The 13,655-nt window shown below is 69.8% G+C and carries 16 protein-coding genes; 6 read left to right on the forward strand and 10 right to left on the reverse strand.

What is annotated here, in order from left to right:
* Window positions 1–21: 21 nt before the first annotated feature.
* On the reverse strand, window positions 22–672 hold the full coding sequence (locus ABZ807_RS17395) for a LysE family translocator (protein ID WP_357158319.1): 651 nt from the start codon (window positions 670–672) through the stop codon (window positions 22–24).
* A 126-nt stretch (window positions 673–798) separates the two neighbouring features.
* Between ABZ807_RS17395 and ABZ807_RS17400 the strand changes: the two genes are divergently transcribed.
* Entirely contained in the window at window positions 799–1,353 is a 555-nt protein-coding gene (locus tag ABZ807_RS17400) for a GNAT family N-acetyltransferase (protein ID WP_357158322.1), read from the forward strand.
* A gap of 3 nt (window positions 1,354–1,356) precedes the next feature.
* Here the strand turns inward: ABZ807_RS17400 and ABZ807_RS17405 are convergent, their stop codons facing one another.
* From ABZ807_RS17405 to ABZ807_RS17415, 3 genes are read right to left on the reverse strand one after another with little or no spacing between them, the layout of a single operon-like run.
* On the reverse strand, window positions 1,357–1,509 hold the full coding sequence (locus ABZ807_RS17405) for a hypothetical protein (RefSeq protein WP_357158325.1): 153 nt from the start codon (window positions 1,507–1,509) through the stop codon (window positions 1,357–1,359).
* 56 nt (window positions 1,510–1,565) lie between these two features.
* Complete coding sequence (locus ABZ807_RS17410; RefSeq protein ID WP_357158328.1) at window positions 1,566–2,078, reverse strand: sulfite exporter TauE/SafE family protein; 513 nt, start codon at window positions 2,076–2,078, stop codon at window positions 1,566–1,568.
* A complete protein-coding gene (locus ABZ807_RS17415) occupies window positions 2,075–2,494 on the reverse strand; it encodes a DUF1232 domain-containing protein (RefSeq protein WP_357158331.1) in 420 nt (139 codons plus the stop codon). The genes ABZ807_RS17410 and ABZ807_RS17415 overlap by 4 nt, the downstream gene beginning before the upstream one ends.
* A 138-nt stretch (window positions 2,495–2,632) precedes the next feature.
* Here ABZ807_RS17415 and ABZ807_RS17420 point away from each other — a divergent pair, with 138 nt between their 5' ends.
* The 3 genes from ABZ807_RS17420 to ABZ807_RS17430 all read left to right on the forward strand — a co-directional run bounded on the left by ABZ807_RS17420 (window position 2,633) and on the right by ABZ807_RS17430 (window position 4,658).
* The gene (locus ABZ807_RS17420; protein ID WP_357158334.1) at window positions 2,633–3,118 is read left to right on the forward strand and encodes a DUF1992 domain-containing protein; all 486 of its coding nucleotides are present in this window, start codon (window positions 2,633–2,635) and stop codon (window positions 3,116–3,118) included.
* Between the two features lie 282 nt (window positions 3,119–3,400).
* A complete protein-coding gene (locus ABZ807_RS17425) occupies window positions 3,401–3,631 on the forward strand; it encodes a hypothetical protein (RefSeq protein ID WP_357158337.1) in 231 nt (76 codons plus the stop codon).
* A gap of 289 nt (window positions 3,632–3,920) precedes the next feature.
* On the forward strand, window positions 3,921–4,658 hold the full coding sequence (locus ABZ807_RS17430; protein WP_357158340.1) for an alpha/beta hydrolase: 738 nt from the start codon (window positions 3,921–3,923) through the stop codon (window positions 4,656–4,658).
* Between the two features lie 10 nt (window positions 4,659–4,668).
* On the opposite strand, the gene ABZ807_RS17435 is transcribed toward ABZ807_RS17430, so the two are convergent.
* Window positions 4,669–4,914 carry a hypothetical protein gene (locus ABZ807_RS17435; protein WP_357158343.1) on the reverse strand — a complete coding sequence of 82 codons (246 nt, stop codon included), beginning with the start codon at window positions 4,912–4,914 and terminating at the stop codon, window positions 4,669–4,671.
* A 314-nt stretch (window positions 4,915–5,228) separates the two neighbouring features.
* Window positions 5,229–5,450 (reverse strand): hypothetical protein, encoded by a 222-nt coding sequence (locus ABZ807_RS17440; RefSeq protein ID WP_357158346.1) that lies wholly within the window; start codon window positions 5,448–5,450, stop codon window positions 5,229–5,231.
* Between the two features lie 259 nt (window positions 5,451–5,709).
* On the opposite strand from ABZ807_RS17440, the gene ABZ807_RS17445 reads away from it, so the two are divergent.
* Window positions 5,710–6,306: a recombinase family protein gene (locus ABZ807_RS17445; RefSeq protein WP_357158349.1), complete on the forward strand. Its 597-nt coding sequence runs from the start codon at window positions 5,710–5,712 to the stop codon at window positions 6,304–6,306.
* Window positions 6,307–6,330: 24 nt separating this feature from the next.
* Here ABZ807_RS17445 and ABZ807_RS17450 read toward each other — a convergent pair whose 3' ends face one another.
* Entirely contained in the window at window positions 6,331–7,455 is a 1,125-nt protein-coding gene (locus ABZ807_RS17450) for a transposase (protein WP_357158701.1), read from the reverse strand.
* Between the two features lie 108 nt (window positions 7,456–7,563).
* Here ABZ807_RS17450 and ABZ807_RS17455 point away from each other — a divergent pair, with 108 nt between their 5' ends.
* A complete protein-coding gene (locus ABZ807_RS17455; protein ID WP_357158352.1) occupies window positions 7,564–8,544 on the forward strand; it encodes a recombinase family protein in 981 nt (326 codons plus the stop codon).
* Between the two features lie 157 nt (window positions 8,545–8,701).
* Here ABZ807_RS17455 and ABZ807_RS17460 read toward each other — a convergent pair whose 3' ends face one another.
* From ABZ807_RS17460 to ABZ807_RS17470, 3 genes are all read right to left on the reverse strand, one after another.
* Window positions 8,702–9,460 (reverse strand): MerR family transcriptional regulator, encoded by a 759-nt coding sequence (locus ABZ807_RS17460; RefSeq protein ID WP_357158355.1) that lies wholly within the window; start codon window positions 9,458–9,460, stop codon window positions 8,702–8,704.
* 10 nt (window positions 9,461–9,470) lie between these two features.
* The gene (locus tag ABZ807_RS17465; RefSeq protein ID WP_357158358.1) at window positions 9,471–10,355 is read right to left on the reverse strand and encodes a DUF2268 domain-containing putative Zn-dependent protease; all 885 of its coding nucleotides are present in this window, start codon (window positions 10,353–10,355) and stop codon (window positions 9,471–9,473) included.
* A gap of 197 nt (window positions 10,356–10,552) precedes the next feature.
* Window positions 10,553–13,621 (reverse strand): Tn3 family transposase, encoded by a 3,069-nt coding sequence (locus ABZ807_RS17470; protein WP_357158361.1) that lies wholly within the window; start codon window positions 13,619–13,621, stop codon window positions 10,553–10,555.
* Window positions 13,622–13,655 lie beyond the last annotated feature (34 nt).

Genomic DNA, 13,655 nt, shown 5'->3' on the forward strand with positions numbered 1-13,655 from the left:
GAGCCTGCGCCGGGGTGCCGCTCAGCCGGTGGCGACGGCGGCCCGGGAGCGGTCGGCGGCGATGCGCACCGCGAGGCCGGCCAGCACGCTGCCCATCACGTACCGCTGCGCCCGCGCCCAGCCGGGCCGGCGGACCAGGAATGCCGACACCGAACCGGCGGTGAGCACGATCAGCGCGTTGACGGTCAGCGCGATCACGATCTGGGTGAGGCCGAGCAGCAGGCTCTGCACCGCCACGTTGCCGCGTACCGGGTCGACGAACTGGGGCAGCAGCGACACGTACAGGATGGCGATCTTCGGGTTGAGCAGGTTGGTGACCAGGCCCATGCTGAACAGCCGCCGCGGCCGGTCCGGCGGCAGTGCCGTCGGGGTGAAGGCCGAACGTCCGCCCGGCCGCAACGTCCGCCAGGCCAGCCAGAGCAGGTACGCCGCGCCGGCCAACTTCACCGCCGTGTACAGCGGCGGCACCAACACGAAGACCGTGGCGATGCCGGCCACCGCGGCGGCCAGGTAGACCAGGAACCCGACCGCCACCCCGAGCAGGGACACCAGCCCGGCGCGGCGGCCCTGGGTGACCGACCGGGATACCAGGTAGACCATGTTCGGCCCGGGCGTCAGCACCAGACCCAGCGCCACCAGACCGATCCCCACCAGCGCGCCGACCGTGACCACGGCACCCACCTCCCCGTCCCGCGGCGACCCTACGCCCCCTGCCGCCGGCCGGGTCGCAGTGGGCACCGCCGAGACCGGCCCGGTCGGGGGCTGCCGGGTGGGGTGGTCCCGGGTGAAACTGCACGGGTGTCCGTGACCCTGCGAGCCGCCGCCACCGCGTCCGCCCCCACACTCGTCCTGCGTCCGTGGCGGGACGACGACGTCGACGCCCTGCTGGAGGTGTACCGCGATCCGGTGCTACGGGCCCGCACCCGCCATCCCCTGACCACCCCAGCCGAGGCCCGGCGGTGGTTGGCCCGCCACCGGCAGGGCTGGGCGGCCGGCCGGTGGTTCAGCTTCGCCGTCCAGGAGTCGCACCCCGACGGCGACGCCGGCCGTTTGGTGGCGAACATCCTGCTCAAGGACGTGGTGCCCGGGCGGGCGGACGCGGAGGTGGGCTACTGGACGGCGGCCGACGCCCGCGGGCGCGGGGTGGCGCCGCGCGCGCTGGAGGCCGTCACGGCGTGGGCGTTCACCCGGTTCGCGGCCGGCGGGCTGACCCGCCTTGAACTGCTGCACGAGCTCGACAACCCGGCATCCTGCCGGGTGGCGGAGAAGACCGGGTACGCCTTCGTCGAGGTGCTGCCCGCCCGGCCGCCGTTCCCCCTCGACGGGCACCGGCACGTCCGCTGGCGGGCCTGAGGCTCACCAGCCGACGAGGAACAGCGACCCGGCGGCGACCAGACCCGCCTCGACCAGCACGACGAAGAGCCGGTCGCTGATCCGGGCCACCACGCGCCGGCCCAGCGCGGCGCCGAGCAGCGTCGCCGGGGTCAGCGCGACACCCAGCAGCAGCACCTGCCCGTCCAGCAGACCGTCGGCGGCGTACCCGACGGTCTTGGACAGGTGCAGGGTCAGCGCCCCCGCGCCTCGGTGCCGACGTACGCGGCCCGGGTCAGCCCGTACGCGAGGAAGAACGGCGCGGTCAACGGGCCGACCGAGCCGAGCAGCGCCGAACCCAGGCCGGACGCCGCGCCGACCACGGTGAAGGTCCGTTCCCCGGGGCGCTCCGGTCGGGGTTTCCACCGCCGCCAGGCCACCACGACCAGCAGGAACACGCCCAGCAGCCGCTTCAGCGCCGCCAGCGGAGCGTGGGCCAGCACAAGCGCCCCGGCCAGGGCAAACGGCACCGCGCCGAGGGCGAACCGCCCGGTCAGCGGCCAGTGCAGCTCGCGGCGGTTGAGCCACACCCGGGCGCCGTTGCTGGACAGCTGCGCCAGGGTGGGCACCGGCACGGCGACCCGCAGCCCGAACAGGGCGGTGAAGACCGGCAGCAGCAGCACACCGCCGCCGAAACCGGTCACCGCGGACAGCAACGCCAGGCCGCACGCCGCCGCCGAGGCGACCAGCAGAGTGTCGACGCTCACCCGACCGGCGGTGTGGGGGTGGACGCGGGAGCCGGGCCGAGCAGGCGCAGCAGCAGGCGGGGCTCACCGGGCCAGGCGGCCAGCAGCACCTCGCGGGGCACCTGCCGACCGGCGTAGCGCAGCGCGAGGGCGACCACCACGATGTCGTCCAGCGGGCCGATGACCGGCAGGAATTCCGGGATGAGGTCGATCGGGCTGGCCAGCCAGATCCCCGCCACCACGATGGCGACCTTCGCCCGGCGGGGGACCCGAGGGTCGGCGCGCAGTCGACGCACCGTGGTCAGGCAGTCGGGAATGAACGCCGCCAGGTCCCGCAGGATGCCCGGGGGTAGCCGCCGGGCGAGCAGCACCAGCAGCGCCCAACTGGCAAGCAGGCAGACCACCGCCACCCCGAGGCCGACCAACCAGTCGCGCACGGCGTCCTCCTCCGTCGACCCTGCGGGGAATGTACGCCCCGCGGCCCCGGCCCGCCCGGCGCGGGAATGCCGGGCCGGTCGTGGGCGCTGAACCGTCCCAATGGTGTGGCTACCGTGGGGGTACGGGGAGGTGTCGGCATGACCAGCGCGTGGGAGGCAGCCGTCGAGGCGCAGATCCGCACCGCACAGGAGCGCGGCGAGTTCGAGAACCTGCCGGGCATGGGCAAGCCGATCCCCGGGCGGGGCCTGCCGTATGACGAGTCGTGGTGGATCAAGAGCTTCCTGGAGCGGGAGGCCCTGCCCAGCGACCTGCTGCTGCCGACGCCGCTGCAACTGCGCAGGAAGGTCGAGCAGGCCCCCGACGAGGTCCGTGACCTGCCGACCGAGCAGTCAGTACGGGCGTTCGTCGCCGACCTCAACGCGCAGATCGTCGGCTGGCTGCGTAACCCGGACGGTCCTCGGGTCGTCGTCCGGCCGGTCAACGCCGACGAGATCGTGGACCGGTGGCGCGCGGAGCGGGAGCGGGCTGCCGCGCGTATCGTGGCGGCGCCGGCGGAGCAACCGCGCGCCGTGACCGCCCGACGTGGGTGGCGGTGGCGTCTGCCCTGGCGGCGCCGAGGCTGAGTCCGCTGCCGGCGGCGTGTCCCAGTGCTCGACAATTCGCCCGTCTGCCGGCCGTGGGGAACATCGGTACAGCCGTTGGCGCTGAGAACGATCATGGTCCGGCTGTAGCCGGAAGGGCGTTGACACGGTTCGCGTATTCGCGGCGGGCCCTGCGCTGTGCCGGGATCGCCGGGGTGCCGTGGGTGCCGTCGAGGGGCTGGCAGCGTTCGAGGAGCTGGCGGTGAACTGCGGGCGCGGCGCTGACGCGCAGGTGTAGCCCTGGCCGCGCCGTACGGTCACGCCGTGGTCGAGCGCGGACCGCTCGTTGGGCTCCAGCTCGGCGGCACGGAGGAAGTCGGCAATCTTGCCCGGCATGTCGAGGGTGACCGGCAGCTCCGGGGCCGGGGCGTCCTCGTTGTCGGCGGCGGTGTGTTCGGGCATGAGGTCGGCGATCGCCGTGCGGACGGCGCCGTGGCTGACGCCGTGCTCGCGGGTCAGAGTGGCGACGGGAAGCTGCGACGAGACCCCAAGTAGCTCTGCGTAGTGTTCCGATTTCGCCACGCTGCGATTACGTCACAGGCCCGAAGCCCTTAACTACACGTCGTTAGCCTTGAGGCGAGTGGCTCCGTGGCATCCGGCCATGGAGCCTCCGCAAAACCCGTTGGCGACCACGGCGACCACTGCTAGCCTTCTGGAGGCCGTGCGAGAGAACGAGGAGGTGGTACCCGTGAACGTATCGACATGGGTGCTCCCCTCTGGGGTCACGGTCGGGCGATAGGTCGTCCGGGAGCGCCGTTCACGAGCACTCCCGAAAGGCACGACCATGCGATTCACTTCTGAACAGCGCCTCGACGACGGTGTCCTCGAACGCGAATTCACCCTCGGCGAGATCCCCGGCATCCTGTGGACGCCCGCATCCGCATCCGCATCGGCACCGGCGCCGCTGATCCTGGTTGGCCACCCCGGCGGACTGCACAGGATGTACCCCCGACTGGTGGCCCGGGCCCGGCACTGCGCGGCGGAGGGCTTCGCTGCGGCCACCATCGAGCTCCCCGGGGGCGGTGACCGGCCCCGTTCCGCCGCCGCCGAGGAGGCCCGCGCCGACCTGCGCCGGGCGCTGGAGGCCGGCGAGCCGGTCGACGACGATATCGTCGACCGGCTCGTCCTCCCACTGGTCGACAAGGCTGTCCCGGAATGGCGGGCCGCCCTGGACGCCCTCCTTTCGCTGCCCGAGATCGGCGGCCCGGTCGGGTACTCGGGAGGGGTGATCGCCATCGGCCTCCGGCTGGCGGTGGTCGAGCCGCGCATCTCGGCCGCCCTTCTGTTCGCCGGGAGTTTCGTGCCCCGCACCATGTTCGAGGAGGCCCGGCAGGTCACCATTCCGCTGCAGGTCCTGCTGCAGTGGGACGACGAAGGAAACGACCGGCAGCTGGCCCTGGACCTGTTCGACGCCTTCGGCTCCAAGGAGAAGACGCTGCACGCCAATATGGGCGGGCACACCGGCGTCCCGCAGTTCGAGGGGGACGCCGGGAACAGGTTCTTCGCCCGGCACCTGAAGTGAGGCCGGGCCGTCAGGCCGGCAGCAGACGATAGGAGCTGTCGGCCAGGATGCCGCTCATCGAGGACAGGTCCCGGCCCTCCTCGACGGCGGTGGCCAGAAGATGCACTACCGCCCCGACCGCGGCGGTGCCGGCCATCGGCGGTACCGGCCGGTCGGGGCGGCGCTCGGCCACCAGCGCCTCCATCAGCTGGGCCCACGCCGTAGGGCACTCGGCCCGTACCTTGCGGATCGCCGGGCAGGCGACCGACTCGACCACAAGCGCCCGGACCGGGCCGGGGTTGGCGGCCAGCAGCCGGCCGTCTGCGAACCAAGCGCAACATGGAGCACCACGTCAAATTCCACACCGAACGCTGGTCACAGGACGCAGTGATTACTATGCAGGGCTACCTGGGTCTTATCGCAGCTTCCCGAGTGGAGGGCCTAAACGCCCATGATCGTTCTCTGCGTCAACGGCTGTACCGATGTTCCCCAAGGCCATCTGCGTCGTGTGTTGCGCCGCAGCCGCTCATCGGTGGACATGGTCTTCCTTTTTCGGTGGGGACGTCACCTCCGCTTGCTCGGTGGACTCGCTCAGGCGACGGCGGCCCGCCAGCTCCATGCCGTGCGGTGGGGTCGGCCGTCGAGGTCGCCCCGACCGGTCATCCAGAGCAGCACCTCGGCCGAACCGCCGTCGGGGGCGTCCGGGAAGAGTCGGCCCAGTACCTGGGCGGCGAGCGGTTCCGGTAACCGCCAGGGGATGTCAAGGCCCTCGGTGATGTCGTGGGTGTGCAGGAGGGTTTCGGCGACACCCATCGCGGCGAAGCCGGACGGGTCGCACGGCCCCCAGTGCCAGGCCCGCGTGACGGCCCCTCGCTTGGGTAGCTGTCCCAGCCCGCCAAATACTTGATCTTGATTGGGTGATGTCGGCCGTCGGGGTGTCCGTTAGCCGAACCCTCAACGGACACGCGGGTGGCCGTGACGCGAAACGCGCCTACCAGCGACGAGCATTGTCACAGATAGGGTGTCCGGTGGCCTGTCCGGTGATGGGGGGCTATACGTTACGCTGCCGGCCGTGACCGCCGTGCTGATCGGATACGCCCGCTGCTCCACCGACAAGCAGGACCTGGAAGCGAACCGGCAGATCTTGCTCGACCTCGGGGTGCCGGCCGAACGGATCTACCTCGACCGGGCGTATTCCGGCACCACCCGCGCCCGGCCCGGCTTGGACCAGGCCCTCGCCGCCGTGCGGCCCGGCGACACCCTGGTGGTGCCCAAGCTCGACCGGCTTGCCCGGTCCGTGCCGGACGCCCGGCAGATCGGTGACTCCCTCGCCGCGCGCAGCATCCGGCTGCAGCTGGGCACGATGGTCTACGACCCGACCGACCCGATGGGCAAGATGTTCTTCAACATCCTGGCCACCTTCGCCGAGTTCGAGGTCGACCTGCTGCGGATGCGGACCCGGGAGGGCATGGCCATCGCCCGGGCCAAGGGCAAACTCAAGGGACGGGCGCCGAAGCTGTCGGCCACCCGGCAGGCGCATCTGCTCAAGCTGCATGCCGCCGGGGAGCACACCGTCGCCGAACTGGCCGAGTTGTTCGAGGTGTCGCGGCAGACGGTGTACCGGGTGTTGGAGCGTGCCCGGGCCGCGGCGACGGCGGCCGTAGCGTGATCGTCCTCGATGCCGACGGGAGGCCTACTGCTGTACCGGGCCCGGTTTAGCTGGGTGCCTGCGGTCGTAGTCCAGCCTCTTGTCCAGGTCGAGTGTGAACGTGCCGTGTAGGGCGACGTTGGACCAGAACAGCGGGGTCAGCCCGCGCCGATCGTGCTCGGTGAGCCGACCGGCCCAGTCCGGGTCGTCGAGGACCCGGTCGACCATGCGGGTGTTGACCAGCACGAGCGCGGACTGGAGCAGGTGCAGGGCGAGCATGGAGATCTCCTGCGCTTCCCGGTCGGCGCCGGGCAGTTCGGCTTCGCGGCCGTAGTGGATGGCCACGTTTGCCGAGTTCCACTGCTCGACGACCTGGAGCCCTTCGTGGATTTCGCGGCGCAGCGCGGGGTCGGCGAGGTAGTCGGCGATGAACGCCGTCCGCACGGCGCGGCCGAGTTCCTCGATCGCGGCGAGGGTGGGGTGCTTCGGGCCGCGTGCGTGGAACCGGCGCAGGATCTGTTCGGCCTCTGCGGTGCCGAGCTGCAACGCCCGCGCGTACTTGATCATCTGGTCGTATTGCTGGGTGATGAGGTCCCAGTTGATCGCCCGGGTCAGCACCGGCTCCAGGCCAGGGTAGGTGGCACCGTCGGCCGGCCGGTACAGCCGCGCGGCGCCGATGTTCTTCAGCCGGGGCAGCAGCCGGTAGCCCAGCAGGTGCGTGAACGCGAACCCGACCACCGAGGCGCCGTGCGTGTCGGTGTAGTTCGCGGTGATCTGCGAGTCGACGTCGGCGGCGTGCCGGATCAGGCCCTCCATCATCGCCGCCACCTCACTGGAGGAACAGGTCTTGAGCTGCGAGTACACGCACACGCTCTTGCGTTCGACGTGCCAGTAGATCATCACACCGGGACCGCCGTAGCGGGCGTGCCACTCGGTCATCAGGTTCGACTCCCACGACCGGAACTTCTTCGAGTCCGACGCGCATGCGGTGCCGTCGCCCCACCAGCGCGGGTCACGTCCGCGCAGGGTTTCGCCCACCACGGCCGCGATGGCCCGGCGCAGGCCGTCGCGGTTGACGAACAGGTGCCGGCCCGTGACTGACGATCTTGCGAAAACTGGCGCTAAGGATGATCTTGGTCGCCGTGGTTGTGGTGCCGACCCTTTTCTAATGGGTCTTTAAAACGATCGTTTACCGGACCCATTTGACGTGAGCGGCCGATCCAGGCAGGATCAGTCCCGAAAAGCTGTCTCTCCATCAACGTTGCAAAACCTTTCCTGATGACCGTTTGCGAGACTGCTCACGCCTGGGAGGCCGCTCGGATGACCATGTACGGCTACGCCCGGGTGTCCACCCGGGAGCAGAATCCCGAGTCGCAGTTCGACGCCCTCGTCAAGGCCGGCGTCGACCCGGGCAACATCGTGATCGAGAAGATCTCCGGGAAGCTGTCCTCGCGCCCCAAGCTCGACGCCCTCCTCGACAAGCTGGGCGAGGGCGACCAGCTCAAGGTCACCCGGTTGCGGCGCATCGGACGCAGCCACCGCCACCTCCTCGATCTGGCCGACTGGTTCGAGTCGAACAACGTCGACTTCGTGGTCCTGGAGCAGGGCATCGACACCTCCACCCCGATCGGTCGGCTGTTCTTCCGGTTCATGGCCGCGCTCGCCGAGTTCGACCGCGAGGCCATCGTCGAGGGGACCCTGGAGGGCTTGGCGTCGGCGCGGGCACGGGGCCGGGTCGGCGGGCGGCCGACCAAGCTGACCCAGCGCCAACTCGACCAGGCGCAGCACATGTACGACAGCGGCGAGCACACGGTGGAGGAGATCGCCGAGACGTTCGGCGTGACTCGCTCGACGATGTTTAGGCACCTGTCCGCGCACAAGGACGGCCGTGACTGCGCCCTGGTCGTCTACCGCAACAGCAAACCGAAGATCGACCCCGAGACGCTGCGCCGGTACGGCGAGACCGGCCAAGGCGAGAAGGTCCAGCTAGAGGCCGACCGCAAGTGGTACCCGATCGCGCCGTCGAGGATCGCCAAGGTGAAGGCATTCGTGTTCGTCGTCGACGGCACTGTGGCCCGGGTACGCGCGGTCAAACCCGGTGGTCAGTGGACGCCTGATGACCGCGGCTACTACGACGCCCCGCTCACCGGCCCGCTGACCGAGGTCGAGATCGCCCGCAAGTTCCCAACCCTCGGCCTCGCTCTCGATGATCCCCGGCCGCATCAGCGCGGAAAGATCCGCGAATACCTGCCGCTCTGACAGCCACACCTACCCACGTCAGACCACAACATCAATCCAAGATCACGAAAACGTTGTTTTCTTCCGGATTGGTCCTGCTACCCCCTTTTCCCGTTATCTTGGCCGGACCCCCGCTGGCACCTCTCGCAGAAATGACCATTTCTGCGAACCACGCGAGCTACATCCGGGTATGTGCGTACGTGTGGAGCGCGTCGCGGACGAACCTCGCCCCCGCCTCGTCGTCGTACATGGCGGCGAAGCGGGGGTCGTCGACGAACATGTCCCCGATGCCGTTCACCATCTCGATCGAGCGCTCCCGGTCGCCCTCGGCGGTGGGGGTGCCCGGGATCTGACTCAGCCACCGGACGTGCCGGGCGGCCAGCGACTGAGCGTGTTCCGATGTCGGCGAAGCTCCGGCCTTCGCTGCGGCAACCCATGCGGCGACGAGGTCCTCGGTGTCCTGCTTCCAGGCCCGCTGCTGGTCGAGGCTCTTGCCGTGCCACCAGTCGTTGCTCACCTGGAACGCGTGCTCGCCCCAACGTGAGATCACCTCGTCCTTGTAGAGGTCATTGAACCCCGCCAACATGACATCCATCCGCGGTTCCACCCCCGCCTGCAGCGCCTCGAGAGTGTGACGCACAGACCGGACCTGCCGTTCGATGCGGTCCCGTTCCTCTTCCAACGCGGCGATGTGGGCGCGGAGCCCGTCGAGCGCGTCCACCTCCTCGGCCAGGACCTCGGCGATGGCCGGCAAGCCCATGCCGAGCCGGCGCATGAGCAGGATCCGCTGGAGCCGGGCGACCGCCGTGGGGTCGTAGTAGCGGTACCCGTTCGCGCCGACCCGGGATGGGGCCAGGAGCCCGACGCGGTCGTAGTGACGCAGGGTCCGGCTGGTGATGCCGGCTCTCGCCGCGAGTTCCTGGATCGTCCACTCCATCGTTCCAGTGTTACCCGAGGCGGAGAGTGGTCGCGATGATCTCCGAGGCGTCGGCGTGCAGGGCTTGGGCCGCCGTCTGCCCGGTCGCCGCCAGGTAGGTGTCGACCAGCCGGTTGCCCGCAGCGTACCCCGCGCCCATCGGCAGTCCCACCGGGGTGACGCCGAGGTGCTCCGCGCCTGGGTCGCCGTGCACCCAGGCGGTGAAGTTCTGCATGCCTGTCACATCGAGCCCGGTGAGCACTTTGGCGAAGACCTCGTCGTCGTGCAGGTGCGGCACACCGATGCGGGCGGGGCCGAGCTCGTCGCCGTAGAGCTGGCGGGCGAAGGCGTCGGCCAGGCCCTCGCCGACGATGTGCTCGCCGACCGTGACGGTCATCGGGTCCCACACCACCCCGCCCGGACTCCACCGCAGGTTGTGATTGAGCTCGTGCACGGCGGTGGCCTCCAGCCGCTCCACGTTCTCGGGGAAGGGCCAGAACGTGATGGCGATGTTGCCCGAGATGCCGCCGAACCCGGTCAATCCTTTGCAGGGACCCATGAAGTGTTCGTCACCCGGATCGCCGAGGACGAACAGCACGGTGATGTCCGGGGCCTCCAGCCCCGGTGTCGCCTCCAGCAGTATGGCGAGAGCGTGGTCGAGCGCGCGTTGCATCCGCTCCCAGGCCCCGGCCGCTGCCAGGGTTTCGAGCGCCTCCAGGCAACGTTCCTCGTCGCGGTCGATGGGGAACCCGGACGATTGGAGGTGTACGGCTACCAGGTCGAGCTCGCCTGGGTGGTAGCGGTACATACCCTTGTTGGCCTCCAGCATCGAACGCAGCAGGTCAACGCGGTCCGCGACCGGGGACAGCAGGATTTGCCGCATGGTGGCGTAGGTGTCAAGAACAGTGATCGACATGGCCCCGATGCTAGAAGTTGACGCAGCGTCAAGGTCAAACCAGCGGCGCTCTTCGTCGAGATACAGCCGGGCACGCCGTCACCCAGTCCTGTCGCGACCGGCGATGATCGGCTATCGCCATCCCAACCCGTCACGCGGAGCTACTTTGCGGCTGGTGGCACGGACCCGAGTGGGGGGCCGGCCCGGCCGGCTCAGTTCTACCTATCGCCGGTGCCCGGGTCACGCAGCGCGCGGCGGCCGTCAGCGCCGAGGGCGGGCGGGGTGAAACTGTAGTGCCCTGCGACGTTGATGTGCCGGTGCCAGTAGGGGTGCAGGCGGGCGACGTCGGCCTCGCGAACGGGGTACCCCTCAGCACGCAGCCTGTTGAGAATCATGTCCAGGTACACCGTGTTCCACAGCGTGATGGCGTTGACGACCAGGCCGAGCGCGCCGAGCTGGTCTTCCATCCCGGCGTGGTACGCCTCGCGGAGCTCGCCCTTGCGGCCGTGGAAGACATGCTTGGCCAGGCTGTGACGTTCCTCCTGGAGGTTGCGGATCCACTTGATGTCGCGGCGGTAGGACTCGCGGTCAGCGTAAGACAAGACGTGCAGTGTCTTGAAGATCCTGCCGAAATGGGCGAGGGCGTCGCCGAGCTGGGTGGGCTGGCCGCCGTGCTGGAGCATCCGCATCACGTCGGAGGCACTGATCGCCCCGCAGTGCACGGAGGCGACGATCCGGCAGATGTCATCCCAGTGCCGTTTGATCTTCGCCAGGTCGATCTTCCCCCGGGCCGCGGCGTCGAGGTGCCCGTAGTCGGCGTTCGGGTCGATGCGCCACAGCTTCTGGTCCGGCAGCCCGGCCAGCTCCGGCCGGTAGTCCACACCGAGGAGCTTGAGCATCCCGAACACCATGTCGGAGTACGACCCGGTGTCGGAGACAAATACTTCCGGCCGCACCCCGCCGTCGCGCCGGTACATCAGGTCCACCGCGTACAGCGAGTCCTTCGGAGTGCCGGACAGCACCATGCCGGCAATGCCCACTCCCTGATCATTGATCATGTTGAGGTAGGTGGCACCCTTCTTGCGGCCGAAGTACTTCGGGTTCGGGCGGGCGTAGATCGAGCGGACCGGCACGACGAACCGGGTGCCGTCCACGGCGGCGACCAGGCCGCCGCCCCAGATCTCAGCCGTGGGAACCCCGGCCTGGCCTGCGATGAGTGCCCCGTTCGCGGCGGCGTGGGTCTCCGCGCGCACGTAGTTCTGGTACACGTGGCTGATCCGCGAGCGGTTCAGCGCCGGGTCGCCCGGCGTGATCACCGGCTTCCAGCCGACGTTGAGCGCCTGCGAGGTCAGCACGGCGGCCAGGGTCAGGTCCATGCCCTCATCCAGGCGGGCGCCGCCGGAGACGTGGGTGTAGGCGGCGGCGAACTCCGGGAGCCAGCCCATCACCTCCAGGAGCATGTCGCCGATGTCGGCCTCAGGCATCATGTCCTGGCAGCGGTCCCGCAGCTCGTTCAGCGAATCTGGCCGTGCGACGGCCTGCACCGCGGCAGCGTGCACCCGGCCCTCGCCGTCCACGGTCACATCGCCGGCTTCGACGCGGGTGGCCATGTACTGCCACATGCCGTCGAGCTCCGCCGCGTAGGCGGCGAGCAGGTCGCCCGGCTCGCCGGGGATCTGGAGGGAGTCGAGGAGCTGTTCGCGGCGTTCCTCCCACGTCTCCCCGGACAGCAGCAGCGCCCTCGGGTCAGCCCAGCGGGAGGAGGCGGCAGCGAAGATGTCGCGGCGGCGCAGCCGCTGGTGAAACTGGTCCAGGACACAGAACACGTAGGCGACCTTGTCCACCGTCTCAGCCGGGCGGTCCTTGCGCAGCACCAGCTCGCGCCACCCCGGCGTGATCATCTCCATCGAGATCTTGCGGGCGTCTAGGTAGCCGGCCGGCACCCGCTTGGTCGGACTGGCGTCCAGCAGGTCCGGCAGGGCCGTCAGCGCATACAGCACCTCCGCCGCATCCGTGGTGGCCCCGAACTCGATCGTGGTGGCCAGCAGGCACACGAACCGCCGGACGAGGGGGTAGCGGCCCATCAGCGCCTCCCGCCACTCCCTGTCCGGGTCGGCGTCCGGTGGCGCGGCCTGGTGCACCCGGTCCACCGCGGCGCGCAGCTCCGTGCGGGAGGCCACGTTCTCGATCGCGTCCCACAACTGCGTCACCGACAGGTCCGCGCCCCAGTCGTCGGACTCCAGCAGCACCGCCACCACCGCGGCCAGCTTGGAGGCGTCACGGGCCACCCGCGGGTACCGCTTGGCCTTCTCCGCGTTCGACTGCCGTTCCGCACGGGCCAGCAGCTCGTTCGCCATGATCAGGTCGAACAGTTCCAGGGCGTCGTCAACGGCCTTCGCCTCCAGATACAGCACCGTGGAGAGCAAGGTGGCCAGCCGCTTGTCGTACGGGCTCGTGCGCCGCAGATCCGTGGCGTTCGCCGACATGCCGCGCCTGGCCAGGTCCACCACCCGCCGCTGCGGCACCGCGCCGACATCGGTGGCGCCCAGCCCGATCGTCCTCACCTCGAAAGCCCGCCGCAACGCCCCGGCGAGAGCCTTACCTGTGCGGTCAACCGGGCTCTGGCGCAGCTTCTCCAGCTTCGACACCCGCTGACCCTCATCCACCTCGACCAGGTCCAGCAGCACTGCGGCCTGCTGCGCGGACACCATCTGTGCGAGGGTCGTCCACAGCCGGCCGTGCGCCTGGCGCACCACCGTGGCCACCAGCCGCTCCAGCTCCCGCACCGCCGGCAGCAGCACCCGCCGCGCCCGCAGCCACGCCAGCACACCCTCGAAGATCGCCTTCGGGCCCGCGCCCGTCGTCCACGCCCGATGATCAATCCACGCGCACAGCTCGTTCCGGACCTCGGCGAACTCCCGCCACCCGTCCTCCGCCGCGATCTGCCGGCGGTGCTCCCACTTCGTGTTCGCCCGCTCGACATAGGTCTTCACACACGAGGCGTCCGCGATCTTCAACTGCGCCGCGAGCTCGTCCAGCACCACCGTCGGCACATCAAGCGGGTCGTCCAGGAACGTGCCCAAGTACCGCACCGTCGTGAGCTGCAACGCGAACCCGAGCCGGTTAGCGTCCCCGCGCCGTACCTCCAGCATCCACCGATCGGCGTCATCGAGGAAAAAGAACCGCTCCAGATCCTCCACCGGCGGAGGCCCATCAAACTGCCCATACGCCGCGACCTGCCTCGCTGACAGGAAGCCCGTCTCATCGTTCTCGTCCTCAGTAGACACGAATGATCAAATTACGTGACAACCACCAAGATCG

This window comes from Micromonospora sp. NPDC047548, from assembly GCF_040642975.1.
Taxonomy (GTDB): Bacteria; Actinomycetota; Actinomycetes; order Mycobacteriales; family Micromonosporaceae; genus Micromonospora.